The 25,056-nt window shown below is 38.2% G+C and carries 28 protein-coding genes; 16 read left to right on the top strand and 12 right to left on the bottom strand.

Annotation, left to right across the window (positions count from 1 at the left end; translation table 11 throughout):
* Window positions 1-4: 4 nt before the first annotated feature.
* The gene (locus tag AB669_RS00850; RefSeq protein WP_047797389.1) at window positions 5-1,015 is read left to right on the top strand and encodes a type IX secretion system membrane protein PorP/SprF; all 1,011 of its coding nucleotides are present in this window, start codon (window positions 5-7) and stop codon (window positions 1,013-1,015) included.
* Window positions 1,016-1,093: 78 nt separating this feature from the next.
* Here the strand turns inward: AB669_RS00850 and rpoN are convergent, their stop codons facing one another.
* Window positions 1,094-2,566, bottom strand: a complete 1,473-nt coding sequence (gene rpoN, locus AB669_RS00845; protein ID WP_047797388.1) for an RNA polymerase factor sigma-54 — start codon at window positions 2,564-2,566, stop codon at window positions 1,094-1,096.
* A 159-nt stretch (window positions 2,567-2,725) separates the two neighbouring features.
* Here rpoN and mscL point away from each other — a divergent pair, with 159 nt between their 5' ends.
* A complete protein-coding gene (gene mscL, locus AB669_RS00840; protein ID WP_047797387.1) occupies window positions 2,726-3,172 on the top strand; it encodes a large conductance mechanosensitive channel protein MscL in 447 nt (148 codons plus the stop codon).
* Window positions 3,173-3,216: 44 nt separating this feature from the next.
* On the opposite strand, the gene AB669_RS00835 is transcribed toward mscL, so the two are convergent.
* Entirely contained in the window at window positions 3,217-4,089 is an 873-nt protein-coding gene (locus AB669_RS00835; RefSeq protein ID WP_053058190.1) for a ChaN family lipoprotein, read from the bottom strand.
* Window positions 4,090-4,220: 131 nt separating this feature from the next.
* Here AB669_RS00835 and AB669_RS00830 point away from each other — a divergent pair, with 131 nt between their 5' ends.
* The 7 genes from AB669_RS00830 to tsaB all read left to right on the top strand — a co-directional run bounded on the left by AB669_RS00830 (window position 4,221) and on the right by tsaB (window position 8,651).
* Window positions 4,221-5,000, top strand: a complete 780-nt coding sequence (locus AB669_RS00830) for a LiaF domain-containing protein (protein ID WP_047797386.1) — start codon at window positions 4,221-4,223, stop codon at window positions 4,998-5,000.
* A 75-nt stretch (window positions 5,001-5,075) separates the two neighbouring features.
* Window positions 5,076-6,137, top strand: a complete 1,062-nt coding sequence (locus tag AB669_RS00825) for a sensor histidine kinase (protein WP_231582607.1) — start codon at window positions 5,076-5,078, stop codon at window positions 6,135-6,137.
* On the top strand, window positions 6,115-6,849 hold the full coding sequence (locus AB669_RS00820) for a LytTR family DNA-binding domain-containing protein (protein WP_047797385.1): 735 nt from the start codon (window positions 6,115-6,117) through the stop codon (window positions 6,847-6,849). Before AB669_RS00825 ends, AB669_RS00820 begins: the two co-directional genes overlap by 23 nt.
* 204 nt (window positions 6,850-7,053) lie before the next feature.
* On the top strand, window positions 7,054-7,212 hold the full coding sequence (gene rpmH, locus AB669_RS21735; RefSeq protein ID WP_010601723.1) for a 50S ribosomal protein L34: 159 nt from the start codon (window positions 7,054-7,056) through the stop codon (window positions 7,210-7,212).
* A 66-nt stretch (window positions 7,213-7,278) separates the two neighbouring features.
* On the top strand, window positions 7,279-7,677 hold the full coding sequence (locus AB669_RS00815; RefSeq protein WP_047797685.1) for a ribonuclease P protein component: 399 nt from the start codon (window positions 7,279-7,281) through the stop codon (window positions 7,675-7,677).
* Window positions 7,661-7,891 (top strand): membrane protein insertion efficiency factor YidD, encoded by a 231-nt coding sequence (yidD, locus tag AB669_RS00810; protein ID WP_047797384.1) that lies wholly within the window; start codon window positions 7,661-7,663, stop codon window positions 7,889-7,891. The genes AB669_RS00815 and yidD overlap by 17 nt, the downstream gene beginning before the upstream one ends.
* 73 nt (window positions 7,892-7,964) lie before the next feature.
* Window positions 7,965-8,651 carry a tRNA (adenosine(37)-N6)-threonylcarbamoyltransferase complex dimerization subunit type 1 TsaB gene (gene tsaB, locus AB669_RS00805; RefSeq protein ID WP_047797383.1) on the top strand — a complete coding sequence of 229 codons (687 nt, stop codon included), beginning with the start codon at window positions 7,965-7,967 and terminating at the stop codon, window positions 8,649-8,651.
* Here tsaB and AB669_RS00800 read toward each other — a convergent pair whose 3' ends face one another.
* Window positions 8,652-10,055: a DUF5723 family protein gene (locus AB669_RS00800; RefSeq protein ID WP_047797382.1), complete on the bottom strand. Its 1,404-nt coding sequence runs from the start codon at window positions 10,053-10,055 to the stop codon at window positions 8,652-8,654.
* Between the two features lie 29 nt (window positions 10,056-10,084).
* Window positions 10,085-11,653, bottom strand: coding sequence for a hypothetical protein (locus AB669_RS00795; protein WP_047797381.1), 1,569 nt, complete (start codon window positions 11,651-11,653; stop codon window positions 10,085-10,087).
* Window positions 11,654-11,745: 92 nt separating this feature from the next.
* On the opposite strand from AB669_RS00795, the gene AB669_RS00790 reads away from it, so the two are divergent.
* The 3 genes from AB669_RS00790 to AB669_RS00780 all read left to right on the top strand — a co-directional run bounded on the left by AB669_RS00790 (window position 11,746) and on the right by AB669_RS00780 (window position 15,404).
* On the top strand, window positions 11,746-12,132 hold the full coding sequence (locus AB669_RS00790; protein ID WP_047797380.1) for a DUF423 domain-containing protein: 387 nt from the start codon (window positions 11,746-11,748) through the stop codon (window positions 12,130-12,132).
* Entirely contained in the window at window positions 12,132-14,612 is a 2,481-nt protein-coding gene (gene priA / locus AB669_RS00785; RefSeq protein WP_047797379.1) for a primosomal protein N', read from the top strand. Before AB669_RS00790 ends, priA begins: the two co-directional genes overlap by 1 nt.
* 135 nt (window positions 14,613-14,747) lie before the next feature.
* Window positions 14,748-15,404: a protein-L-isoaspartate(D-aspartate) O-methyltransferase gene (locus tag AB669_RS00780; RefSeq protein ID WP_047797378.1), complete on the top strand. Its 657-nt coding sequence runs from the start codon at window positions 14,748-14,750 to the stop codon at window positions 15,402-15,404.
* A 51-nt stretch (window positions 15,405-15,455) separates the two neighbouring features.
* Here the strand turns inward: AB669_RS00780 and smpB are convergent, their stop codons facing one another.
* The gene (gene smpB / locus AB669_RS00775) at window positions 15,456-15,905 is read right to left on the bottom strand and encodes an SsrA-binding protein (protein ID WP_047797377.1); all 450 of its coding nucleotides are present in this window, start codon (window positions 15,903-15,905) and stop codon (window positions 15,456-15,458) included.
* A gap of 197 nt (window positions 15,906-16,102) precedes the next feature.
* Here smpB and AB669_RS00770 point away from each other — a divergent pair, with 197 nt between their 5' ends.
* On the top strand, window positions 16,103-16,585 hold the full coding sequence (locus AB669_RS00770) for a redoxin domain-containing protein (protein WP_047797376.1): 483 nt from the start codon (window positions 16,103-16,105) through the stop codon (window positions 16,583-16,585).
* Between the two features lies 1 nt (window position 16,586).
* Here the strand turns inward: AB669_RS00770 and AB669_RS00765 are convergent, their stop codons facing one another.
* Together AB669_RS00765 and AB669_RS00760 are read right to left on the bottom strand one after the other, a co-directional pair.
* Window positions 16,587-18,449 (bottom strand): Nramp family divalent metal transporter, encoded by a 1,863-nt coding sequence (locus tag AB669_RS00765; protein ID WP_047797375.1) that lies wholly within the window; start codon window positions 18,447-18,449, stop codon window positions 16,587-16,589.
* Window positions 18,436-19,098 carry a metal-dependent transcriptional regulator gene (locus AB669_RS00760; RefSeq protein WP_047797374.1) on the bottom strand — a complete coding sequence of 221 codons (663 nt, stop codon included), beginning with the start codon at window positions 19,096-19,098 and terminating at the stop codon, window positions 18,436-18,438. Before AB669_RS00760 ends, AB669_RS00765 begins: the two co-directional genes overlap by 14 nt.
* A gap of 126 nt (window positions 19,099-19,224) precedes the next feature.
* Here AB669_RS00760 and AB669_RS00755 point away from each other — a divergent pair, with 126 nt between their 5' ends.
* Complete coding sequence (locus tag AB669_RS00755) at window positions 19,225-19,695, top strand: Lrp/AsnC family transcriptional regulator (protein ID WP_010602066.1); 471 nt, start codon at window positions 19,225-19,227, stop codon at window positions 19,693-19,695.
* Between the two features lie 46 nt (window positions 19,696-19,741).
* Here the strand turns inward: AB669_RS00755 and AB669_RS00750 are convergent, their stop codons facing one another.
* The 3 genes from AB669_RS00750 to AB669_RS00740 all read right to left on the bottom strand — a co-directional run bounded on the left by AB669_RS00750 (window position 19,742) and on the right by AB669_RS00740 (window position 21,503).
* Window positions 19,742-20,149 (bottom strand): GxxExxY protein, encoded by a 408-nt coding sequence (locus AB669_RS00750; RefSeq protein ID WP_047797373.1) that lies wholly within the window; start codon window positions 20,147-20,149, stop codon window positions 19,742-19,744.
* A gap of 87 nt (window positions 20,150-20,236) precedes the next feature.
* On the bottom strand, window positions 20,237-20,917 hold the full coding sequence (gene ung, locus AB669_RS00745) for a uracil-DNA glycosylase (RefSeq protein ID WP_047797372.1): 681 nt from the start codon (window positions 20,915-20,917) through the stop codon (window positions 20,237-20,239).
* Between the two features lie 67 nt (window positions 20,918-20,984).
* Window positions 20,985-21,503 carry a thioredoxin family protein gene (locus tag AB669_RS00740; protein WP_047797684.1) on the bottom strand — a complete coding sequence of 173 codons (519 nt, stop codon included), beginning with the start codon at window positions 21,501-21,503 and terminating at the stop codon, window positions 20,985-20,987.
* 115 nt (window positions 21,504-21,618) lie between these two features.
* Between AB669_RS00740 and AB669_RS00735 the strand changes: the two genes are divergently transcribed.
* Window positions 21,619-22,158 carry a DUF2892 domain-containing protein gene (locus AB669_RS00735; RefSeq protein WP_047797371.1) on the top strand — a complete coding sequence of 180 codons (540 nt, stop codon included), beginning with the start codon at window positions 21,619-21,621 and terminating at the stop codon, window positions 22,156-22,158.
* A gap of 147 nt (window positions 22,159-22,305) precedes the next feature.
* Window positions 22,306-22,860, top strand: coding sequence for a pyridoxamine 5'-phosphate oxidase family protein (locus AB669_RS00730; protein WP_047797370.1), 555 nt, complete (start codon window positions 22,306-22,308; stop codon window positions 22,858-22,860).
* Window positions 22,861-22,928: 68 nt separating this feature from the next.
* Here the strand turns inward: AB669_RS00730 and AB669_RS00725 are convergent, their stop codons facing one another.
* Both AB669_RS00725 and lysS read right to left on the bottom strand, forming a co-directional pair.
* On the bottom strand, window positions 22,929-23,141 hold the full coding sequence (locus tag AB669_RS00725; protein WP_047797369.1) for a hypothetical protein: 213 nt from the start codon (window positions 23,139-23,141) through the stop codon (window positions 22,929-22,931).
* 174 nt (window positions 23,142-23,315) lie between these two features.
* On the bottom strand, window positions 23,316-25,025 hold the full coding sequence (gene lysS, locus AB669_RS00720; protein ID WP_047797368.1) for a lysine--tRNA ligase: 1,710 nt from the start codon (window positions 25,023-25,025) through the stop codon (window positions 23,316-23,318).
* Between the last annotated feature and the right edge of the window lie 31 nt (window positions 25,026-25,056).

Genomic DNA, 25,056 nt, shown 5'->3' with positions numbered 1-25,056 from the left:
AATTTTGAAAAAGCTCATTTTTATTTTAGCAGTTTTTCTTACACTTCAGGGGTTTTCGCAGCAGAAACCACAGTATACCCAGTATATATTTAATCAATATCTGCTCAATCCTGCTTTATCGGGAATTGAAAATTATATGGATTTCAAGGCAGGGTACAGGAAACAATGGGCAGGGATTAACGACGCGCCGCAAACATCGTTTGTGTCAGCACATTGGGCACTAGGAGATAACCAGCTTTGGAGTAATGCACTGACTTCTTTTCCGGAGCAAACAGGTAACCCAATGGACCGCAATTATACGCAAAACTATACGTCATCTCCATCTCACCACGGTATGGGTGTAACGGCAGTATTGGATAAAACAGGGCCAATAAAGCGGGTGGATGCAAATGTGACTTATGCCTACCATTTACAGCTTAACAATAACTTTAATTTATCTGCAGGCGTTGCCGCCGGTGTTTCCAGTATTTCGCTTGATGTAAATGCTTTAACATTTGACACGCCGTATGATCCGGCACTAAACAGAGCGTTGATTAACCAGGTTAAACCTGACCTGAGTATCGGGTTATGGTTATATGGCTCACGATTATTTGCAGGTTTATCTGTTCAGCAGATTTTACCACAAACATTAAGTTTTACCGGAGATGAATCATACAATGTGGGTAAAGAGGTTCCGCATTATTTTGCTACTGCAGGATACAAGTTTTTCTTTGATGATGAAATCGCAGCCATTCCTTCAGTAATGATCAAATACGTGGAGCCAAGTCCGGTTTCATTTGATTTAAATATGAAAATTGCTTTTAGAGATCGTTTCTGGCTGGGCGGAAGTTACCGGAAAGATGATTCCTTTGCTGCAATGGCTGGTTTTAACATAGGCAAAATGGTTAATCTGACTTACTCGTACGATTTTACAACTTCAGATTTGAATCAGGTGAGCAATGGCAGTCATGAAATTGTGCTTGGACTGATGTTGAACAATATTTACAAGGTCCCATCATACATTAAAATCTGGTAAGGTTTTTTGAACTCCTAACTTTAGGTTGTAACACCAGTACACAAATGGCTTACAACTAACACAGCATGTAGAACAGCTCTATAATTCCTTTCTGAGGCGGGCAACGGGGATATTCATTTGCTCACGATACTTTGCAACCGTTCTGCGGGCGATGTTATAACCCCTGTCTTTCAGGATTTCAGTTAACTTTTCATCGGCAAGCGGTTTGCGTTTGTCCTCATTACCAATACAATCTTCAAGAATTTTTTTAACTTCTTTGTTGGAAACTTCTTCACCATTTTCGGTTTGAATGGCTTCAGAAAAAAAGGATTTAAGCAAAAAGGTGCCGAATTCCGTTTGAACGTACTTTGAATTGGCTACCCTGGATACTGTAGAAATATCCATATCGATTTTATCAGCAATATCTTTCAAAATCATAGGGCGCATTTTACGCTCATCTGCCGTTAAAAAATATTCATACTGATAATGCATGATGGCATTCATGGTTTTAAGCAAGGTCTGCTGTCTTTGCTTAATGGCATCTATGAACCACTTTGCTGAGTCAAGTTTTTGCTTTACAAACTGAACGGCTTCTTTTAGCTTTTTATCTTTTGAGGCAGCCTTATCATAATGCTCGAACATTTCCTGGTAGGAGCGGCTTACTTTAAGCTCGGGTGCATTTTTTGAATTGAGAGTCAGAATTAAAATGCCGTCATTGTTGCTGATGTGAAAATCCGGGATGATCTGCATTTGCTTTGTTGTAACCTGGTTCGCATCACCCGGTTTAGGATTCAAACGCAAAATCTCATTCACTACTTCTTTCAGCTCCTCGCTGTCAAGTCCGAGACTCTTTTCTAATTTATCGTAATGCTTACGTGTAAATTCATCCAGGTAGTTCTCCACAACATTCATTGCTTTAACGATGATCGGGTTGCTGGCGTCTTTCCTTTTAAGCTGAATAAGCAGGCATTCTTTTAAATCCCTGGCACCAATTCCCGGAGGGTCGAAGCTTTGAATCAGTTTCAGCATTTCCAGTACATCTTCTTCTTCCACCATTACATTCTGTGAAAATGCCAGGTCATCGATCATTGAGCTTAGGGGGCGTCGCAAGTAGCCATCATCATCTAAACTGCCTATAATCTGTTTGCCGATTATGAAATCCTGATCAGATAAGGGTACCAGGTCCAGTTGCTCCTGCAGACTTTCAAAAAAAGTACTTTCTATCGCTATAGGTGTTTCTTTTTTCTCTTCATCATCATCGCCGTTATTGTAATTGGTGCTATAGTCGTTAGCGCTATCATCTTGCAGATAATCATCAACATTAAACTCATCCATACCACTTTCCTCAGATGAGCTTTCGTAATTATCCGGGGTATCGTTCAAATCATCATACTCACCTTTCGGCTCATCCTGTGTCATTAAACTTGGATCTTCGAGTGCTGGATTTTCTTCCAGTTCTTCTTTAACACGCGTATCTAAAGCAACTGTTGGCACCTGCAACAACTTAATAAACTGAATTTGTTGTGGTGATAACTTTTGTAATAATTTTTGTTGTAGATGTTGCTTTAGCATATTTAGTAATAGAATTGGAGCAAAAATAAACAAATCATTTCAGATATTTGGGGAATTAATCAAATGCTTTTGTTATGTTTGGTTTTAAAATCATCCCTTAAACATATGCATGGGCATTATGTTTGCTAATTTGAAAATAAATATATTAAAATTTAATTTATGGGATTTGTAAAAGAATTTAAAGAGTTTGCCATTAAAGGCAATGTAGTTGATCTTGCAGTCGGTGTTATCATTGGTGGTGCTTTTGGGAAAATTGTACAATCATTGGTGAACGATTTGATAATGCCTCCAATAAGTTTGTTGATAGGAGATAAGGGATTTACTAATTTTTATTTTCCATTAAATGATAAGGTTAAAGCTGCGTTTGAAGCAAATCCTGATCTTTCACTCGAAGAAGCGAAAAAACTGGGCCCTGTTTTCGCCTGGGGTAATTTCGTAACTGAAATCATTAATTTTTTGATTTTGGCATTTATTATTTTCCTCATGGTTAAGGCTATTAATGCTTTGAAACGTAAGGAAGAAGCCACGCCAGCTGCACCTCCGGCACCAACCAAAGAAGAGGTATTGCTTACAGAAATAAGAGATTTGCTAAAAGCAAAAGCATAAATTGGAAATCCGCCTGAGAGGCGGATTTTTTATTTGGTATCAACCTAATAGCTTCTTTTTACTTTCGGATCTGTGATGATCACATAATCTGCCAGGTCGCTAAACTTATTCCAGTCTGGATTTTCAAAACTATCATCGGAAAAAGCTGAGATGTTCAGGATTCTGGCTTTAGGTGCATAACGCATTAACTGAGCAAAGGTTCCTAACTTTTCATCGCTGTGAAAGCGACCGTTGATTTGAAATATTTTGAATGATTTGTTGTTTTTCATAAACCTGCTGATTGACCAGGCCATGGTCGCATCCCAGAAGTTCTGAGTCTGATATACTTTCATCGACCCCATGCTATGTCCGCCCAGTAAATTGTTAAATTTTTCATAATATCTGCCGGATGCTGTATCAATAGGGATTGGCGGTAGAAACACGAGGGATGACTTTGGAAACGATTGCAAAATAACTAATCCACCTTTTGTTACCGCGTTACTATATCTGGCAGCAGCATTAGCCGCGATAACTGGTAATTTCCCCAATTTGGCATACTCGATTAGTGGTTTGTAATCTTTATAGTTTGACCATGCTCTGCTGTCTTTAACAAAGTTCTTTTCAGAAATGGCGTCAGCAAGATACTCGTCAACTACTGGCTGAACATCTGTGTGGAACATTTCCATGCTTAAAGCTACCTGTTTCTGGTATTTTTCGTTTAATAATCTGAATATTTCCAATTCCAGGAAATGTCCGATTGAGTCATTGTGCTCTTCGCCAAAAAATAGTACATCTGCTTTACTCATATCGGATATAATCTCGCCCAATGAAATTACCCTGTGCTTTTTAACGTCGTAGACTTTAAATCTCGTATGGATATCCTGGGCAAAACATAAAGAGGAAAGGCTTAATCCTACTACTATTAACCAATATTTCATGGTCTCAAAATACGCAAATATTTTTCACCGATGAAATGCAGCCGCTCACCGCCATTCTTCGAATCTTTAAAGCCAATCCATGGTCATTTTGATCTCTTATAAATACTTTTGATTATTAAATATTATAACACATGGAAAATCTAAATATAAACGGGCAACATTCGGCTAAAAGTTCTGGACGGATCTTAAGTGGTTTGGTTATTGTGATTATCGGGCTTGCCTTCCTGCTCGATAACATGGGACTGGATATCCCCAACTGGGTATTCAGTTTCTGGACATTCTTAATTGCATTAGGTTTGTTTTTAGGCGTTAAGCGCCATTTCAAAGGAATTGGCTGGCTGATATTAATCTTAATTGGATCATATAATACCATCGACAATATGGGCTTTGATATTGATGTATCAAAATATGCATTAGGATTTGGATTGGTGATTATCGGCGGGTTTTTAATCATCAGGCCAAAAGATTCGCTGAGGAGTAAGAAAACTTTTAAAGAGAACCTGAAATCAGACTTCGGCTTCAAGCAAGGCGCTGAAGCGGGCTATAATGAAGCAAATCAGCAACCAACAGGGCATGATTTCATCGACGTCACTGCGGTTTTCGGTGGTTCAAACCAAACAGTTTATTCCAAAGATTTCAAAGGAGGAGACATCTCAGCCGTTTTTGGCGGGGCAGACATCATTATGACGCAAGCTGATTTTAATGAAAGGGCGTCCCTTGATGTGACTGCAGTTTTTGGTGGCATCAAGCTGATTGTTCCTCCAACCTGGGCAATAAAATCGAATGTGACCGCAATTTTTGGAAGTGTAGAAGATAAGCGCGGGCACATGCTTCCGATAGATCAGATGCAAAAAACATTGTATCTTGATGGTACAGTTCTGTTCGGTGGAATTGAAATTAAAAGTTTTTAAAGTATTTGAACAAAATACCAGGCAGAACGAGTTCTGCCTGGTTTAGTAAACGAACTACCATTAACTAAACACGCTTTGACAACTAGACCTCTTTCCGTACCCCGAATACAAAAAACAGCCCTTACCATAGCCATTGCATGGTTTGTGTTGTGCACTGTCGGGTTGCATTATGTAGTTAACTTTTCATGGTTAATTTCTTTTGCCGACAGTTTTGTAAGTAACTTTTTGCTGGTGATGGCCTGCATTGCAATAAGCAATATGCTTGGGTATTATCAGCCCAAAAACGAACGTATTTTGTATGTACTGATTATTACTTTGGCATTAACTTTCGTCATTATATACGCTGCCAAGTACACCATATTATATGTGTTTTCTGATTTTAAGGAATACCTCGATTTCTATAATTTCTCATTTGCATTTCGGGGATTAATATCTTTTATGTGTTTAGGTTGGTGCGCATTGGCCAATATCCTCTGGTACAGACTTGAAGAACAGTCCGAAACGCATGAAAGATTATCGGCCGCCAAAACCCTGGCGAAGGAAGCAGAACTAAATAAGCTCCGTCATCAGCTTCAGCCGCACTTTTTGTTCAATAGCTTAAACTCTGTCTTTGCGCTTACGATGGTAAATCCTAAAGAGGCCGGAGTGATGATTACCAAGCTGGCTTCATTTCTTCGCGGAACCCTGAAACGCGATGACGAATTATGGGTATCTGTTGAGGAAGAAATGGAATATATTCAGCTTTACCTCGATATAGAAAAGGTACGGTTCAGTCACCGGTTAAATATAGAGGTAAACGTAGCAGAAGATACACTTAACTTATGTTTACCGGGAACATTGCTTCAACCAATTGTCGAGAATGCAATTAAATTTGGATTGTATAACACTTCTGCAGGGATTACCATTAAAGTTGATGTTACTGTAGATCGTAATATTCTCGAGTTGCGTGTTCAGAATCCATTTGATCCAGAAATGAAAGCTGCAGGCGGTACCGGATTTGGATTGAGCGCTATCAAAAGAAGATTATATTTGCTGTTTGCCAATCCTCATTTATTGCAAACGGAAATTGAGGCAAATAATTTATATATTACCACCCTAAAAATCCCGCAGAAAGATGATCAAAACGATTCTAATTGATGATGAACCTTTAGCCAGAGATATTGTTAAGTTTTATCTTACGGATCATCCTGAAATTGAAGTTGTTGCCGAATGTTGCGATGGGTTTGAAGGATTAAAAGCAATTTCAGCCCATAAACCAGATCTAATTTTTTTGGATATTCAGATGCCAAAAATAAGTGGGTTCGAAATGCTGGAACTTGTAGAAGATAAGCCTGCTGTAATTTTTACAACTGCTTTTGATGAATATGCAATAAAGGCCTTTGAAGTTAATGCGGTTGATTACTTGTTAAAACCAATTGACAAAGGCCGTTTCGATGCGGCGATGAAAAAATTACCATCGCGACTCAACCAGACGGAAAGTACGGAGGCAGTTTTAGATGCAGCAGCATTGAGCCCTGCACAAAACAATAGGGTAGTGGTAAAAAAGGATGGCGTAATCAAAATTATTCCAACAGGAGATATTAACTACCTCGAAGCTGATGATGACTACGTAAAGCTGAGTACAACTGATGGCACATTTTTTAAAAATAAGACCATGAGTTATTTTGAGCAGACTTTAGATCCAAGTCAGTTTATTCGTATCCACCGTTCTTATATCATCAATTTAGCCCAGGTTACCAAAATCGAACTTAAGGAAAAGGATAGTTACGTGGTGCTGCTTAAATCTGATATCTGGTTGCCTGTGAGTAAAACGGGTTATGTAAAATTGAAAGCTGCCTTAGGGTTGTAAGATCGCTTTAGGTGACTTCATAGCCATTGGAGATTCGTTTTATTCAGTTTTTCTTGATCGGAGATAGAAAGGTCAGGCTTTTAAAAAGAATTGCTACATTTGGTTTTAATTAAAAAATAAAATTAATCAGACTTGCAATTGTAGAGAAATCGCTTTATATTTGCACCTCTTAATTTTGAAATTATAATAAGATAATATACAGTCATGAAAAGAACATACCAACCTTCGCAAAGAAAGAGAAGAAACAAACACGGCTTCCGCGAAAGAATGGCAACAGCTAACGGCAGACGAGTATTAGCATCACGTCGTGCTAAAGGAAGAAAAAGATTAACAGTTTCTGACGAACGCAAGCATAAAGCATAATTTTTGATTGCTTTTCCGGACTCCCGGAAGCTGCAGATCAAATCTGCAATTATCAATCAAGAATATATGTACACATTCAATAAAGAAGAACGGTTATGCAGCAGAAAACATTTAGATCTGCTGTTTAAGAACGGTTCTTCTTTTTTATTATATCCCTTTCGTATTTCTTATCTTTTTATCGAATCGCCTGCTGAGGTTAAAGCTCAGGTGGTGATTAACGTTCCTAAAAAAAGATATAAGCGGGCAGTAGATCGTAATTTACTTAAACGCCGCATCCGCGAGGCCTATCGCCTGAATAAGCAGGAAGAATTCTACAATCAGCTGCCTTCAGATAAAGGTTTGTTACTCTTTTCCATTCAATTTGTAGGCAAAAGCAAATACGAGTTTGCTTTTATGCAAAAGAAACTAATCGCTGCGTTTAAACGTTTTAAAACACTCATTCGTCCTGATGAGCATCATCAATAAAGTATTTGGCTGGATATTTCTAGGCTTGATAAAAGTTTATCAATATGCCATTTCACCTTTACTTGGAGCTAACTGCCGGTTCACGCCAACCTGTTCGCAATACGGCATAGAAGCTATCCGGAAGTATGGTCCGTTTAAAGGCGGATGGATGGCGTTGAAACGCATAGGCCGCTGTCATCCCTGGGGTAAACACGGGCACGATCCTGTACCCTGATTTTAATCATAAGTTCCCATAATACATACCCGCTCAGCTTTTAACCTTCCTCCTTTTACCTTATATTTGCTGCATGGCTAAAATACTTTTAATAGAAACAGCTACGCAGGTTTGTTCTGTTGCTTTATCAATTAATGGGAAAATAGTTTCTGTTAAAGAGGAAAGCGGACAAAATTTACACGCAAGTAACCTCACTTTATTTATTGAAGAGGTTATGCAATCGGCAGCTTTAACTTATCCTGACCTGGATGCCGTTGCAGTAAGCAAGGGGCCAGGGTCGTACACAGGATTGAGAATTGGTGTTTCTACAGCAAAAGGATTATGCTATGCCTTGGAGAAGCCCTTGATTGGTATTGAAACACTGCGGATGATGGCAGCAGGATTTATGACCGAAAATCTGGACTATTCTGGCCTAATTTGTCCGATGATTGATGCCCGGCGAATGGAGGTATATACCAGTATTTACAACGCCAGCCTGGATGTTCTGGAACCTACGTCGGCCAAAATCATAGACGAAACCAGCTTCAGCGATACACTATCTCAGCATCAGGTTACGTTTATCGGTGATGGAGCTGCGAAATGTGCAGCAACACTGGTTTCTGCAAATGCCGAATTCAATGGCGGTAATTTTAACTCCTCCAAATATATGTGTGCTTTGGCAGACAAAGCCTACCAAAGCGGGAGTTTTGAGGATGTGGCGTACTTTGAGCCTTTTTATTTAAAAGACTTTGTCGTAACCCAGTCTAAAAGTAAAGTCTGATTACTTTCTTTTAAAAATTCCAAAAAGATTTCTGAAGAAGCTTCCCTCGTTTTTATCATTGATACCTGGCATGATATCGCTGAACTGAGGATGGTTAACAGTATTGCCAAATTTAATGCCTACACCCATATAAAAAGAGGCTCCATTCGGACCAGAACCAACAGTAGCATCGCTTTTAATAGTGCCAATGGTTTGAAAACTTGTTGCTACAAGATTGTCGGTACCTAAGAAGAGCTCAAAATTTGGGGTCTGATATTTGGCTTGTAAACCAACCATAAAAATATCGTTCAGGTTGTATAATGGCGTAATGCTACCCGAGAAATTGTTGGTGATGAATTCGTTTACAAATGCAATGTCACCACCTTTATAAAACAGGTTTTTCGACGCCACAAAAGCTGGCTTATAGAACCCATACCTTCTTGAGGCATACACATCGAGTTTGGCATTTGTAGGTGCAAGGAATTTCTGTGGAGTCTGATTCAGCAGAAATAAATCGGTAATCTGCTGATCGGTATCTGCAAATTCAAGATCGTTTATCGGTTTGAACTGGTTTATTGTAGTACGCTGCGTATTGCTTCTCCACCAGATAAATCCCAGGTCTTTAATATTGGCCATTAAAAACAAACCTTTTTTAGTTGTATAATTTGTACCGAAGGAAAGTGATACCCCCGGGTTTTTGAACGTTGGGAAAAATGTCTTTTTCTCTATTTCTTTGGTGTCACTGAAATTCGCTGAGTATGTTCCGGCTAAACCAATCAGTAATGATTCTGACTCTGGATCTACATAAAGGTAAGAATCGGTCACGTCTAATTTGTTGTATAAAATACCACTCAACAAACTTGCTTTAACGCCAAAAGCGAGTCTTTTATTCCAGTTTTCACGATAGGTAATACTGAACTGATGGTAGGTTTGCTCATATCCTTTTGAGTTAAAAATATCATTATACTCCTGCCCCTCGTTAAACCGTTTATATGAATCAAATATTGCCAGACTTTCATTGGTGTAATCTATCTGCGCATCTGATCTGATTTGCCATGACAAACCCAGTTCTTTCTGGTATTTATATGATTTAAATAACCGGAACGCAGCTACATAAATATTGCTGTTTTGATAAAAATGGTTGTATTCGCCGGTGCCAATCGGTAGCGATCGGGTATCATAAATACCTTCTTGAGTAAGTCTCCTCAATGCATACTTGGACGTTCCTTTATTAAGTGAATTTGTGCCGAAATAGGGTAGGAAAAAATTAGAGGAGAATTTTCTTGAAGAGTCTAAAGTAAAAGATTTTTGTGAAGGGTTTTCGAAAGCATCAAACATAGTTCTGCTGCCAAAAAGCGCATATTGTTGTGCATTTGCATACTTGAAGCCGGCCAAAGCCAGCAACATAAATAAAAGTTTCTTCATGTAAATTAGTTTTCTGGCTTGTTTTCTTATTAACGGTTGCTTAACGAATCTGGTATTGGTGGTTTTAAATATTTGTTTAATAGCAGGTTAGTTATGAATTTGTTCTTATCTGCACTCATTTGATAACAAAAAGTATCAAAGCTTTTTAAGCCACTATCGGCTCTTAAATGACGGTAGAACGGTAGGTTAATGTTAGCTCTGAATAGGTCTGCTGCATTTTTAGTGCTGATATAGTAAAAAACATTTGAAGTGCTTGTAATCTGATTCATGGCATCAAGATAGGCTGGCGTTTGAATCAGTAAGCGGTTGTTCTTGTAATTATTTAAAAGCACCTGCACAGTGCTTGCATTGTTTGCGACAATTAAATAATTATCAATAATGGTGTAATAGGGTCTGCCAAACTTTTTAAACGGATCTCCAAAATAACTGAATAATATATCCGGCGCTTTAAATAGCTTCACATCCTCGTTATAGTCAGCGCTGGCATCCAGTAACAATTGTTTAACCTTTTCACCATTGGTCAAAGCAATGGCGCCGAGTTTTTCGGTTGTGTTCAGCTGAAAAAGTATAAACTGGTTTTTAGTGTAAGCAGGGAAAACAGTATTCAGGTCAATCCGGTATTCATTTCTGATTTTTTGTATAGTTGCCTGTACTTTCTTATTTTCTTGATTTTTAGATTGAAGGCTGATGAGTTTTTTTAACCAGTTCTGATAGTTATCAAAAGCGTACAGTGTAAAATTAGCCGTATTTTCTGGTAGAATATTCTGAATGCTCGTGGCTTGGGCAGGCGTATTTTCAAACAAAGTGAAGTAGTTGTTACGGTCATCAATCTGGGTGCTCCCATTAAAAAGAATCTTTTCCTTACTGAAATTGTAATTTAATGACGCAAAGCTGTTCTGTCGGTTGAATACGGACAATTCTCCATTGATATTTCCTGCGATTATGTTTGTAAGTAGGAGGGGAGCTTTATTGAAATTAATATAAAGTGTTAGCAGAGCGTTCGTGCTGATTTGACTATTTGCTTTAATGTAGGCTGTGAATGGATTTTCAATGAGTCTTACTGCTGCATCTTTTACCAGGTTTATTGATGTGGATAAAGTAATCACCTCTCCATGAATTCCAAGGAATACATTTAAACTGTCATTTAATTTGAGTACATAAAGATTTTTCTCCTTTTCTGTTATCGTGCGGCGAATCTTCAGATAACTGTAGAGTTTTTCGATTTTAAAATCCGGTTTAATCTGTGCAGTCAATAAATAGTTTAGTGTTTTATTCGAATCAGGTAAAATACTGATATAAATTGGTTGATCCTGAATAAAACTGTTTAAGGTAACATCACGCACTATACTTTCTTTGAGTGTATTTAAATACATGGTTTTTTCATTGCCAAGTACTTGCTGCAGGATGTGTTGACTCCCTATGATTTCGTAGAAACTTTTATCGTTTTTGAATGAAAATACCATCGCCGCATTATTGGTAGCCGATTGTAAAGCCAGGTCTTTGGCGTTGTTTTCATTGTTTAATTTAGAAAAATAGTAATACGCCATAAAGGCAATTCCTAAAAATAAAGCGGTTACTAAAATGATGATCTTTTTCATTTGCTATGCAACAAATTTAATTTATTACATTGATTAGTGAGAAGTTCTTTGCCAATTTATTAATTTAGCGTTTGCCTTGGACGCAAACAGATATGAATAAACGAATAATACTTACTGCTTCTTTTTTTGGATTTGTGGCTGTTTTACTGGGTGCTTTCGGAGCACATGGTTTAAAAGCCCTGATTGATGGCCCTTCGCTTGAAATCTGGCAAAAAGGAGTTGATTATCAGTTTTACCATACCTTTGCGCTATTATACCTCTCTACCTTTGCACGTTACCGTAATAAGCTGATTAATATTGCTTATTTCTGTTTTACATTCGGGGTTATTTTGTTTTCGGGTTCGCTTTATTTGTTGGCTACCCGGAGTATTTTGAAACTGGATTTTGTAAATTTAATTGGACCGGTAACACCAATTGGAGGCTTGCTTTTTGTATTAGGATGGGTAATGTTGTTTTTTGCAGCATTTAAAGATAAATAATGGATAATTTCGGGACCGATATTTTTTCAGAAAGAGAAACACTTTTTGTTGAAGTTATTTTGCCTTTATCTCTGGCAAAAAACTATACCTATCGTGTGCCTTTCGACCTGAATGACCAGATAGAGATTGGCAAAAGAGTAGTTGTGCAGTTTGGTAAACACAAAATTTATACAGCACTCATTAAGGCAATTTCAAAGCAGCCACCGCTTGTTTATGAAGCCAAGTACATTATTGATGTGATAGATGCTGAGCCGGTAATTACCGCTACACAACTTAAATTTTGGGGTTGGATGACTGGTTATTACATGTGCAATGAGGGCGATGTCATGTCGGCTGCTTTACCTGCAAGTTTAAAACTGGCCAGCGAAACCATTCTGGTACTCCGCGATGATTTCAGTGATGAAATCGCACTGAGTGAAAAAGAGGAAGTGATTATTACGGCCTTAAAAAAACAGCAAAAACTTACGGTTAATGATGTTTCTAAACTTTTGGGTCAGAAAACGATATACCCCATCATTAATGGTCTGCTGGATAAAGAGCTGGTTTTGGTTGCAGAGGAAGTGGTTCAGAAATATAAACCCCTGCTTAAATCGTTCATTGTATTAAATGATTTTTATAACGACCAGGATAATTTAAAGCAGTTGTTTGCCGTTTTGGAACGTGCCCCTAAACAGCTGGATGCCTTATTAGCCTATTTAAAGCTGCAGAAATCTAATCTGCCAATAGCCAAAGAAACTTTGTTGGAAGAAAGCAATTGTGGTGCAGGTGCATTAAAAGCTTTAACCGATAAAGATGTTTTTATGGTGATGAAACGCCCCGTAAGTCGGTTAGCTTTCAATGACGATGAATTTCATTCCAGTTTTCAGCTGAATGCAGGTCAGGAAACTGCATTGAACCAAATTAATAAGGCTTTTGAAGAAAAGGATGTTGTGCTTTTGCATGGCGTTACAGCATCGGGCAAAACACAGGTTTATATCAAACTGATTGAAAAAATTATTCAGAATACCGACGGACAGGTGTTGTTTTTGCTACCAGAAATTGCATTAACTACTCAGATAGTTGACCGGATAAAGCGCTACTTTGGAAATGCAATTGGCGTTTATCACTCCAAGTTCAACAACAGCGAACGGGTAGAGATTTGGAATAAGGTAAGAACAGGTGCTTTTAAAGTAATTTTAGGCGCACGTTCCGCAGTTTTTCTTCCTTTTCAGCATTTGAAGTTGATAGTTGTCGATGAGGAACATGAGCCATCTTATAAACAGTATGATCCTGCACCACGTTATCAGGCCCGGGATGCGTCGATCTACTTAGCTTATCTGCACCAGGCAAAAGTAATACTGGGGTCGGCAACCCCATCGTTGGAAAGTTATTATAACGCTTTACAGGGAAAATATGGCCTTGTAGAAATGAGAGAAAGATTCGGAGGCGTTCAGCTTCCTAACCAGCAAGTGGTCAGCATATCCGAAGAAACTAAAAACAAATCAATGGTTTCTTATTTCTCCAGTGTTCTGATCAAAGATATTGATCTTGCACTATCCAGAAAAGAGCAAGTTGTTCTCTTTCAAAACAGGAGAGGTTATGCCACCATTTTGATCTGTGCAACTTGCGGCTATACGCCGAAATGTGTCAACTGCGATGTGAGTTTAACATATCATAAAAGTAGCGGAAAACTCCATTGCCATTATTGTGGCTACCACCAGAGTAGTGTTAATATTTGTCCGGCCTGTGGCTCAGTGCACGTTGAACAAAAAGGTTTTGGAACTGAGCGCATCGAAGAAGAGTTGAAATTGCTTTATCCGGATGTGAATATTGCCCGGCTGGATATGGACAGTACCAGAACAAAAAATGGTTTGCAGCAGATTCTAAATGATTTTCAGGACAAAAAGACGGATATACTAATCGGTACGCAAATGGTAGCCAAAGGTTTGGATTTTGATAATTTAAATTTAATCGGCGTAATTAATGCTGATACACTTTTAGGTTATCCGGATTTCAGGGCTTATGAAAGGAGTTTTCAACTACTTGCTCAGGTGGCAGGAAGGGCTGGCAGAAGGGCGGATCAGGGCAACGTTTGTATCCAGACTTATGATGCAGATAACCGGATTATTAAACAGGTAGTTGAAAATGACTATGTTGGTATGTATAACGATGAGATTGCTGAAAGGGAAAGGTTTCTATATCCTCCTTTTTCCAGAATGATCTTCCTTTATATCAAGCATAAAGATTCGCACGTCCTGGATCATGCAGCGCTTACGTTGGCAAATATTTTAAAGGCAAAGTTTGGCAAGCGGGTACTGGGACCTGAGCAGCCACTTGTGAGCAGGGTACGTAACCTGTACATCAAACAAATCATTATTAAGGCAGACAGGCATACTGCTATACAAAAGGTAAAAGACGCCTTGCGCGATACACTTACAGAGTTTAATGCAACTAAAGAATTCAAGGGTATTTTCACACAAATAGACGTTGATCCTTATTAAGAGTTGTTCACTGATTCGAGAAGTAGCTGTGTGGATAATCTATCGTTCTCAAATTCAGCTGATCGTTATTTAATCACTCAATAATTGAGACGCCACCCTTGTATCCCCGTTTAAAAAAGCTAATTTTGAGACTTCATGGCTTATAAATTTGTTGATAATTACCGGGAACGTGGAGCGAGAAAGAAGTTGGTTGAACTTCTGAAGTCTCGCGGAATTGAAGATGAAAATGTGCTGAAGGCAATCGGTAAAGTTCCACGTCATTTCTTTTTTGATGAAACCTTTTGGAATCAGGCTTACAAGGACATTGCTTTCCCTATTGGCGATGGACAAACCATTTCACAGCCTTACACTGTAGCCTACCAAAGCGAGTTGCTGCATATTAAAAAAGATGACAAAGTTTTAGAAATAGGTACAGGATCTGGATATCAAACCTGTATTCTGATGGAGCTTGGTGCTCAGGTATTTACCATTGAAAGGCAGGAAAATATTTATAAGAGAACTGTTCAGGTGCTTCCCGGTATGGGGTACAAACCAACGTTTTACTGTGGTGACGGATCAAAAGGAATTGCAAAACATGCCCCTTACGATAAGATTATCGTTACTGCAGGAGCACCACTTGTTCCCGAAATTCTTTTGAAACAATTAAAAGTCGGTGGTATCCTCGTGATCCCGGTAGGGGATGAGAAGACCCAGAAAATGGTCACTGTGATTCGTGTGAGCGAAACTGATTTTGAAAAGATTGTATTGGATACCTTTAGGTTTGTGCCATTAGTTGGCGATCAGGCATGGTAATGGTTAGGATTTATTACCTGAACATTCACTACTAAACTTCGAAGTGGGGTACTATCTTTTCATAGCCCGATCCAGTTCACGTTTTGTATCCCTGTCTTTAATACTGTCTCGTTTGTCGAATTCCTTTTTACCCTGAGCAAGTGCAATTTCCATTTTAGCAAAACCACGCTCATTTATAAAAATGCGTAAAGGAACAATAGTATAGCCTTTTTCCTCTCCTTTCAATTTTAACTTCCTGATCTCTTTTTTTTGAAGAAGCAACGCACGGTCTCTCTTGATATCATGGTGGTAAAAAGAGCTGTGCGAATATTCCGAAATGTGAAGGTTACGTACATATAAATTTCCACCAATAAACATGCAAAAAGCATCAGTCATATTAGCTTTACCTTGCCTGATGGCTTTAATTTCAGTTCCCAAAAGTGCAATGCCCGCTACGTATTTATCTAGTAAATTGTAGTCAAAATATGCTCTTTTATTTTTTATGTTAATATCGTTTTTCAAAACTTGAATGTTATAAATATAAAATCAGCTAAAAAGCCGGGTTGCAAATATCTTAAAAATTGATGTGATAATTTTGATTATCTTTTATTTCATTCGCCTACGAAACAACAAAAAGAAAACTCATCGGTTTGTAAAAGGTAAAATGATGTATCTTTTCGTTGCGAATTATAATTAAGTTTGAACATTAAGTCTTCAAAATGAAATTTAGATACCTGATCCTCGCATTATTTCTTGGGCTATGCATTCATGCCAACGCTCAACAGCCAACGCTTTTGCCTCAGTTTACTTTCTTTAAATTGGATGGAAAGCCGTTTTCCAATAAAGACTTAACACAAAGTAAACCCAACCTTTTTATTCTCTTTGACTGCACCTGCGAACATTGCCAGCGGGAAACTAAATTGCTGAATGAAAATTATGCGCAGTTTAAGAACGTAAATATTTACATGATTACGCTAGATGATGCTTATATCATTCCTCAGTTTTTTAATTCCTACGCAAGGGGGCTTAATAGTAAACCGAATGTAACTGTGCTTCAAGATAAAAAGCAAATGTTTATTCCTGCATTTTTGCCGAAAATGTATCCGGCAATGTATCTCTATTCTCCGGCAGCAAAATTACTGGCTTATAACGCCGGTGATGGTGGCATTAAAAAGATGATTAAAACGATAAACAAAAAATAAACTATCTGATAATTAATACCGGGATGTTTACTTTATGACGAACAGAGTCAACCGTTGTTCCAAAAATCAGGTCTTTCAGTCCTTTGTGGCCGTGAGCGCCCATTACCAATAGTTCGATTTCGTTTTTGTTGGTGATGTCGGCTATGGACTTCGCTGTACTCCCGAAACCAATAAACGGCGTAGCATCGTAACCAAGGTCTCCCAGATTTATCCTGTATTTCTCCAGATTATCAGCATCGCTTTGCGTTTCATGATCCATTGTATTTTTGCCATGGTATCTTGCAGCGGCGGTTTCTACAACATGGATCAAGTAATAATGGGCATCCTTTCCACCTTGGATCAACGCATGCCGGATGGTATTAACATCATTTTTGGAAAAATCGACTGCTATACCAATTCTGTTGTAGCTGATTTTCTCAATTTTGCCAATCTCCAGTGCATTGCCGTGTGGAACCATTTGCCTTTCGCGGTTTTTCTTCTCGATAAGCGGATGAAAGAAAACGTATAAAAGAAGGAATACAATTCCAATAAGGGCAGGTACTACAAATACGTAAATCCACCAGTTATTTGCACCCGTCGCCCAGCCTCCGATCTCCTCTATCACGAGCTTCACATTTAAGGCAATAATGGCTAAGGCGCTTCCCCATGCCAGTACCTTCACCCATGTTTTAATGGCAAAATCCTTCATCAGTTTTTTATCTGATGTAAAGTGTATCAGCGGGATGATTGCAAAACCTAACTGTAAACTCAAAACAACCTGACTTAAAACCAGTAAGCCCCCTAATGCGTCGTCGCCATAATGAAGAATAGTAAAAAATGCAGGTATAATTGCTAGCAAGCGGGTTATTAATCGGCGTAACCAAGGCTGAATCCGAAGGTTGATATGGCCTTCCATGATGATCTGGCCAGCTAGGGTACCAGTAACCGTGGAGCTTTGTCCTGCGGCAATCAGTGCAATTGCAAATAGTGCAGGGGCGACATTTCCGAAAATATTAGAAAGCAATTTATGGGCATCCTGAATTTCAGCTACTTCATGTAAACCATTTGTATAAAAAGCGGCTGCGGCAAGAATTAAAATGGCTGCATTGACAAAAAATGCCAGGTTCAACGCAACGGTGGTATCAATCAGATTAAATTTTAAAGCTTCCTTGATGCCTTTGTTAGTCCGTTCAATTTTCCTGGTTTGTACCAGAGATGAGTGCAAGTACAGATTATGGGGCATTACGGTCGCGCCGATAATGCCAATAGCGATATAAAGTGCATCGCCACCCAGAAGTGAGGGCTCGAAGCCCTTTGCAATTTCCTTTAATGAAGGCTCAACAATAAACATTTCTACCAGAAAGGATATACCAACAATAAAAACCATTGAGACAATAAAACCTTCCATCGCGCGCATTCCCCTATTTAATAGAAAGAGTAGTAGGATAGTGTCGAATATGGTAATGGAAATACCCCAGATTAGCGGCAGTCCGAAAAGTAGTTGCAAACCAATTGCCATTCCTATGATTTCGGCCAGGTCGCATGCAATGATAGCTGTTTGCGCAAGGCCAAATAATGGTATATTGGCCCAACGTGGATAAGCGTGTTTGGAAGCCTGCGCCAGATCCAGCCCTCTTACTATTCCCAGTCTTGCACTCAAAGATTGGAGTAAAAGGGCAATCAGATTCGACATGAGTAATACCCATATTAACTGATAGCCAAATTTGCTTCCCCCGGCTAAATCTGTAGCCCAGTTCCCAGGATCCATATAGCCAACACTGATCAAGTAGGCCGGGCCGATAAATGCCAGAATTCTACGCCAACCTTTTCTTTTATTTGTATCTACGCTTTGATGTACTTCACTTAACGATTCAGTTTTTGCCATTAGTGCTGATTAAAATATGTTTTGCAACTTCTCTGCTAATGTTAATTTGTTTATTTTCCACCAGTATTTCCACAGAACCGTCGAAATCGGTAACATCGGTAATCTGAATTTGTTTCCCAAGTGTTAAACCTAGTTTCTCCAGATGCTTTAAAAATGCTGAACTGTGTTGACTTACGCCTGTTATCGTTCCGCCGTCGCCTATTTTTAGATCAATAAGTTTGATGAACTGTGTCTTGGCAAACCGACCATTCTTATCAGGAATCGGGTCGCCATGGGGGTCAGATTTTGGAAAACCTAAAAATTCATCCAAACGTTCAATCAATGCTTCTGATTTAATGTGCTCCAATTCTTCGGCAACTTCATGAACCTCATCCCATCTAAAATTTAGTTTATCTACTAGGAATACCTCCCATAACCGGTGCTTTCGAACAATATTAATTGCCGCATTTCTGCCTCTTTCGGTTAAAGTTACACCCTGATATTTGATGTAGTCTACAAAACCTTTATCCGCAAGTTTTTTAATCATGTCAGTAACTGATGCCGGTTTAGTCTGTATTTGTTCGGCTATTGCATTTGTTTGAACAGTATTGGTCAATTCAGATAAATGATATATAATCTTAAGATAATTCTCTTCAGTAAAGCTCTGCATTTATGTTGCTCTAATTTTATTTTTAGGTAAATCTAAAAAAATTATATTAAAATATATTAGATAAATTTTGTTAAAATTTAGAATATAATTTGGTTATGTTTGTATTCTCAATTCCTTTGAATTAATATGGCATCAGAATTAGATAAAATTGATTTTAAAATCTTAAGAATCTTACAGGAAAATGGTAGAATTACCAACCTGCTTCTCTCACAAGAAATTGGTTTATCGCCAGCACCTACGTTAGAGCGGGTTCGTAAGCTTGAAATGGCGGGTTACATCAAGAGCTATCATGCCTTGGTTGATGAAGAAAAACTTGGATTAGGAATCAAAACATTTATTCAGATTCAGTTGGATTTTCATAAAAACAATACCATACAAATTTTTTTAGATGAGGTGAATCAGATCAAAGAAATCACCGAGTGTCATCACGTAACTGGTCAGGCAGATTTTCTTTTAAAAGTCTATGTGAAAGATATTAAATCGTATGAGCGTTTAATCATGGAGAAAATCAGTAAAATCTCTGTTGTTAAAACATTCCAAACGATGATGATCATGTCTACTACCAAGAAAGAGCCAATAGTGCCTTTGGAGTATTAATCTTTGGTTTAAAACACCTAAGAAATCTAAGACCATCTAAGTCCTGTCAGGGATTAAATTTGTACATGAGTTCATTAACGAAACTTTTTTTGCCATGCTGAATTATGTTAGTACAGTTAAAGTTAATCAGCAGGCCTTTTGGCACCTGCATAAGCTTCATGTAAGTTAGTACCTGAGCCTCATGTATTGGTAGAATTACTTCCACTGCTTTTAACTCTACGATAATACAGTTTTCTACCAAAAGATCAGCTTTCAGGGATGCATCCAGAAATTCACCTTTGTAGCATATGCAAATTGACTTCTCTGCAATGAAATTCACCGATTGCATCTCCAACTCCTTTATCAAACACCTTTGATAAGTTTTCTCTAACAAACCGGGTCCAAGTAATTTATGTACTTCAATACATGCTCCGGTTATTTTATATTCCAGGGTATCAAGAAAAGTTTTGTTCATATCAAAAATCAATTTAATTTATAAATATTAAAAGGATGATTGATTACTAAGGTGTACTTGGGTGCCTTAGGTGGTGTTAAATTAATATTATTTTGGCAAACTCCAGTCTATCGGTGGCAAATTATTTTGAATAAGCAGTTGATTTGTTTTGGAAAAATGACGGGATCCCAAAAAACCTGTATGCACAGAAAAAGGAGAGGGGTGGGGGGCGGTGAGTATATAATGCTTTTTCTCATCAATTAACGCTGCTTTTTGCTGTGCGGATTTACCCCATAATAAAAAAACGATGTGCTCACGTTTTTGCGACAATGATTTAATTATCTCATCTGTGAAAACCTCCCAGCCACGGTTTTGATGGGAGGCAGCCTCAGAGGCCCGTACTGTTAATGTTGCATTCAGTAGCAGAACACCCTGTTCTGCCCAGTGTGTTAAGTTTCCGTGACCAGGCGCTCTAAAGCCTTCGATATCCGACTCAAGCTCTTTGTATATGTTCTTTAATGATGGGGGCACTGCAATACCGCGCTGCACCGAGAAAGATAAACCATGTGCCTGGCCGGCGCCATGATACGGATCCTGTCCTAATATTACAACCTTTACCTGGTCGAATGGCGTTGTGTTTAATGCGTTAAATATATCTGAACCTTTTGGATAGACAGTTGCTCCAGTTTCTTTTTCTTTTTGCAGAAAAGCTTTCAGGCTTTTCATATAATCCTTTTCGAATTCATTCTCTAAAACGGCTAGCCATCCTGGCTCTAAACTTGCAGACATACTATTTTAATGTAAGTGGAAAGGTGAATGTTTAACGAAATGAGAACTCATAATAAAAATAAAAGTTTTAAGATTTTGTTTTGAAAATGTCTAACAGGTCTCCTTCAAGTGTAGTTTTAGGCCCTTCGGTAATTCTGCCGAGCTCTTTTCCTTTCTTGTCGAATACAATAAAAGTAGGTACACGGCTGATATCCAAGCCATCAATAATGCCGTTTTCGGCTTTTTTGTGACCATCTACAGCAATTAAACTCACGTTTTTTTCTTTGAAGTGAAGGTCATCAAGAATCTTATAAAAATTTGGAACATTTACCTTACTATCGCCACACCATGTGCCAAATACGATTGTAATTTTTTCATCCTTGATCAGTTTCTTCAATTCAATCAGTGTAGCAGCATCTGGAGTGTAAGCGGCATATAAAGGATCAAACATTTCCTTGAATTCCGGGAAAGAGGTGATGCCTTCTCGCGTACATTTGTTAATCAGAATATCCTTGCCTTTTGCTTCGTCGTGTATTTTTTTATTGATTTCTTGTGCAGAAACATTCATTGTAAGTATGATTAATGTTATCGAAAGTAAGTATTTCATGGTCATTCAAGTGAATTTGAGTTCTTTTAATTTTTTAATGAAATTATTGTTTTAAAATCTAATTTGTGCCATTTAAAAACGATATTTGCAAAAAAAATAATTACAATAAAAATTTATGCCAAATATTATTAGATTAATTGCGGGGTTTGCTTTACTGGGTGGCGCAGTAGCTTTATTTATTTTCGGCTTTTGGCCATGGGGCATTATTGCCATATTATTAGGCCTGATTGTATTGGTTACCTATTTCTTTAATGAGAATATGCTTTTAGCACAGTGGTTCCTGAGAAAGGATAATATGCCAAAAGCTAAACAGTTTTTAAATCGTATAACTGATTATGAGAAACAACTTATAAAAGTTCAGCATGGTTATTATAATCTGTTAGTAGGATTAATCGAAAGTAGAACAGCACCATTACAGAGTGAAAAATATTTTAAGAAGTCGCTTGCTTTAGGTATGCAAATGGACCACAATGTTGCTTTGGCAAAACTTAGCTTAGCAGGAATTGCAATGGCAAAACGTAATAAGCGGGAGGCAACAATGTATCTTGCAGAAGCAAAAAAGGCAGATAAGAATAAGTTATTGGCCGATCAGATCAAACAAATGAAGGATCAAATGGGAATGATGGACAAGCAGCAGCAAGTTCGTTACCGGTAATTAAACTGATATTTTCGTTTAAGCCATTTCTTAATTGAGATGGCTTTTTTTATGCATTGACATTTCTGCAGTCTTATGATATATGATAAAAATTCAAAACCAAACACATTTCTTAGATGTACTATATAGAAACAAATAATCACACCTATGGCAACATCACAAGAAGGAAGTACTAATAATACTCAGGAAGAAGATAACATCAAAGATTTAGGCGGCAAAGAGGCTGTTGAAAAACTCCGGGACCTGGCAGAAAAAGCAGAAAGTTGTTTCTTCTGTACAAATATAAAAACAGGAATTCCATTGTCTGTAAGGCCTATGGCCATACAACAGGTGGATGATGAAGGGAACATCTGGTTTATGAGCTTAAAAGACAGCCATAAAAATGAAGAAATTTCTGCCGACCCGTTTACGCATCTGCTCTTTCAGGCGGGCGCACATTCAGGATTTGTAAACATTTATGGTATTTCTGAAATCACCAGAGATCAGAAGAAAATAGATGAACTTTGGAGTCCGTTAATCAAAACCTGGTTTCAGGGTGGTAAAGATGATCCGAATATCACACTGATTAAAGTAATCCCATCTGAGGGATATTATTGGGATACCAAGCACGGAACCGCTGTAGCATTCTTAAAAATGGCTGCTTCAGTAGTTACCGGAAAAACAATGGACGATTCGGTTGAAGGAAGTCTGGATATTGATTAATGGATTGGATTTAAATCCCCCTTGCCGTTTATTTTTAAAATCATATTAGGCTGCTGATAAACAGCAGCCTATTTATCTCCTAAATAATCAAATCCTTCAAGCTCTTCTCTTTGAGATCTTTTGCTGAGGATATCATCCTCTTCAACCTGATTTCTCGAGAAAAACAAGGCTTCGGCCTGGATTCTTTTGATTAACTGACGAACCAATGTTAAATCGAACGCATCCTTGCTTAGCTTGATGCAGTATTCTCTTTCGTTTATTTCTAGGCTTGAAATATTCATATCACAATCTTTAAATTATTATCGATTGTTGTAAAAGTAAAAAAGGCTTGCTAATTATTTGTTAGTAAGCCTTTTAAGTTTTTGTTATGTTTGTGTTAACACAATGCTGGTCTGAACATCTTAACCCATGCCTTTACATCATTTATTTGATGAGCCCGGTTAACTTCCCGCGTTCTATTTATGCGATAAGAACAATCCTTCGTCCTTTTTGGCAACTTTTAATATTCCCTTGCCTGTTAAACCTTTTAAAGTGGTATCCCATTTTTTATTGCTCCATTCTGGTAATGACGCCTTGATGTCAGATAGCAGATGTTCTTCACCTTCTTTTACTAGCGAGTAAAGTACTGTTTCTTCGGGAGTAAGCTCAATTTTCTTTTTCTCCGGACGCATCTGCGGGAAGAATAATACTTCCTGAATCGTACTCTGGTTGGTCATTAACATTACAATACGATCGATACCAAAACCCAGACCAGATGTTGGTGGCATTCCGTACTCTAAAGCACGAACGAAATCCTCATCCATTGCCATAGCCTCCGCATCACCGCGATCTGCCAACGTTAACTGATCTTCAAAACGCTCCTTCTGGTCTATTGGATCGTTGAGCTCTGAATAAGCATTTCCAATCTCCTTCCCGTTTACAAAAATTTCGAAACGCTCTACCAATCCTTCTGCTGAACGGTGCTTTTTTGCGAGTGGCGTCATTTCTATCGGATAATCTGTAATAAAGGTAGGTTGAATCAAATTCGCTTCTACTTTGTCACTGAAAATTTCATCTACCAGTTTACCTCTACCCATCGTAGAATCTGTTTCTATACCCAGGTTTTTACAGGTTTCAAGAAGCTGCTCTTCAGTCATTGCTGAAACATCAATACCCGTATATTTTTGTATTGATTCGTACATGCTTAACTTCTCATAAGGTCCTTCGAAGTTGATTTCATGTTCACCAACTTTTACTACGGCAGATCCGTTTGTTGCAATGGCAACTTTTTCAAGACATTCTTCCACCATTGCCATCATCCAGATATAATCTTTATAGGCAACATAAATTTCCATCGAAGTATATTCAGGGTTATGCGTGCGGTCCATTCCTTCATTACGAAACATTTTACCGAATTCATAAACACCATCAAAACCTGCAACAATTAAACGCTTTAAATATAGTTCATTTGCAATACGCAAATAAAGCGGCATATCTAACGTATTATGGTGGGTTGCAAAAGGACGTGCAGCAGCACCACCGTGTATGGGCTGTAAGATTGGAGTTTCAACCTCCATCCAACCCTGGTTGTCGAAATAATTGCGCATGCTGTTAATGACCTTACTACGCTTGATGAAAATCTGTTTGTAGTCTGGATTTACCGTTAAATCTACATATCGCATACGGTAACGCAATTCAGGATTGGTAAACCCATCATAAACGTTTCCTTCGTCATCGCGTTTTACGATAGGAAGCGGGCGCAGTGATTTGGCTAAGACTTTAAATTCCGTAACGTGGATAGAGATTTCACCCGTTTGAGTAGTGAATACAAATCCTTTTACACCGATAAAATCGCCAATGTCTAATAACTTTTTAAATACTGTATTATATAAGGTTTTATCGTCGCCGGGACAAAGCTCATCTCTTTTAAGATATACTTGTATACGACCCGTAGAATCCTGTAACTCGGCAAATGATGCCGCGCCCATGATGTTACGGCCCATGATACGGCCCGCCAGGCTAACGGTTTTATAAGCTGTTTTATCTTTCTCGTAATTAGCCAGAATATCGGCAGCGGTCACATTAATATCGTATGCCTCTGCTGGATAAGGTTCAATGCCTAATTGGCGCAACTGTTTTAGCGACTCACGTCGTAATATTTCTTGGTCTGATAATCCTATACTCATTTCGGGTATTTTTTGCAAAAGTAATGATTTC

It is taken from the genome of Pedobacter sp. BMA (assembly GCF_001027745.1).
Taxonomy (GTDB): domain Bacteria; phylum Bacteroidota; class Bacteroidia; order Sphingobacteriales; family Sphingobacteriaceae; genus Pedobacter.
The sequence above is the reverse complement of the archived record's forward strand: the minus strand, read 5'-3'. Positions and strand labels throughout refer to the sequence as shown.

Bases quoted from the DNA above. Each gene is read 5' to 3' on its own strand.
- rpoN (WP_047797388.1), bottom strand. From the start codon at position 2,566: ATGCTAAAGCAACATCTACAACAAAAATTATTACAAAAGTTATCACCA.
- mscL (WP_047797387.1), top strand. From the start codon at position 2,726: ATGGGATTTGTAAAAGAATTTAAAGAGTTTGCCATTAAAGGCAATGTA.
- AB669_RS00835 (WP_053058190.1), bottom strand. From the start codon at position 4,089: ATGAAATATTGGTTAATAGTAGTAGGATTAAGCCTTTCCTCTTTATGT.
- AB669_RS00830 (WP_047797386.1), top strand. From the start codon at position 4,221: ATGGAAAATCTAAATATAAACGGGCAACATTCGGCTAAAAGTTCTGGA.
- AB669_RS00820 (WP_047797385.1), top strand. From the start codon at position 6,115: ATGATCAAAACGATTCTAATTGATGATGAACCTTTAGCCAGAGATATT.
- rpmH (WP_010601723.1), top strand. From the start codon at position 7,054: ATGAAAAGAACATACCAACCTTCGCAAAGAAAGAGAAGAAACAAACAC.
- AB669_RS00815 (WP_047797685.1), top strand. From the start codon at position 7,279: ATGTACACATTCAATAAAGAAGAACGGTTATGCAGCAGAAAACATTTA.
- yidD (WP_047797384.1), top strand. From the start codon at position 7,661: ATGAGCATCATCAATAAAGTATTTGGCTGGATATTTCTAGGCTTGATA.
- tsaB (WP_047797383.1), top strand. From the start codon at position 7,965: ATGGCTAAAATACTTTTAATAGAAACAGCTACGCAGGTTTGTTCTGTT.
- AB669_RS00800 (WP_047797382.1), bottom strand. From the start codon at position 10,055: ATGAAGAAACTTTTATTTATGTTGCTGGCTTTGGCCGGCTTCAAGTAT.
- AB669_RS00795 (WP_047797381.1), bottom strand. From the start codon at position 11,653: ATGAAAAAGATCATCATTTTAGTAACCGCTTTATTTTTAGGAATTGCC.
- AB669_RS00790 (WP_047797380.1), top strand. From the start codon at position 11,746: ATGAATAAACGAATAATACTTACTGCTTCTTTTTTTGGATTTGTGGCT.
- priA (WP_047797379.1), top strand. From the start codon at position 12,132: ATGGATAATTTCGGGACCGATATTTTTTCAGAAAGAGAAACACTTTTT.
- AB669_RS00780 (WP_047797378.1), top strand. From the start codon at position 14,748: ATGGCTTATAAATTTGTTGATAATTACCGGGAACGTGGAGCGAGAAAG.
- AB669_RS00770 (WP_047797376.1), top strand. From the start codon at position 16,103: ATGAAATTTAGATACCTGATCCTCGCATTATTTCTTGGGCTATGCATT.
- AB669_RS00765 (WP_047797375.1), bottom strand. From the start codon at position 18,449: ATGGCAAAAACTGAATCGTTAAGTGAAGTACATCAAAGCGTAGATACA.
- AB669_RS00760 (WP_047797374.1), bottom strand. From the start codon at position 19,098: ATGCAGAGCTTTACTGAAGAGAATTATCTTAAGATTATATATCATTTA.
- AB669_RS00755 (WP_010602066.1), top strand. From the start codon at position 19,225: ATGGCATCAGAATTAGATAAAATTGATTTTAAAATCTTAAGAATCTTA.
- AB669_RS00750 (WP_047797373.1), bottom strand. From the start codon at position 20,149: ATGAACAAAACTTTTCTTGATACCCTGGAATATAAAATAACCGGAGCA.
- ung (WP_047797372.1), bottom strand. From the start codon at position 20,917: ATGTCTGCAAGTTTAGAGCCAGGATGGCTAGCCGTTTTAGAGAATGAA.
- AB669_RS00740 (WP_047797684.1), bottom strand. From the start codon at position 21,503: ATGAAATACTTACTTTCGATAACATTAATCATACTTACAATGAATGTT.
- AB669_RS00735 (WP_047797371.1), top strand. From the start codon at position 21,619: ATGCCAAATATTATTAGATTAATTGCGGGGTTTGCTTTACTGGGTGGC.
- AB669_RS00730 (WP_047797370.1), top strand. From the start codon at position 22,306: ATGGCAACATCACAAGAAGGAAGTACTAATAATACTCAGGAAGAAGAT.
- AB669_RS00725 (WP_047797369.1), bottom strand. From the start codon at position 23,141: ATGAATATTTCAAGCCTAGAAATAAACGAAAGAGAATACTGCATCAAG.
- lysS (WP_047797368.1), bottom strand. From the start codon at position 25,025: ATGAGTATAGGATTATCAGACCAAGAAATATTACGACGTGAGTCGCTA.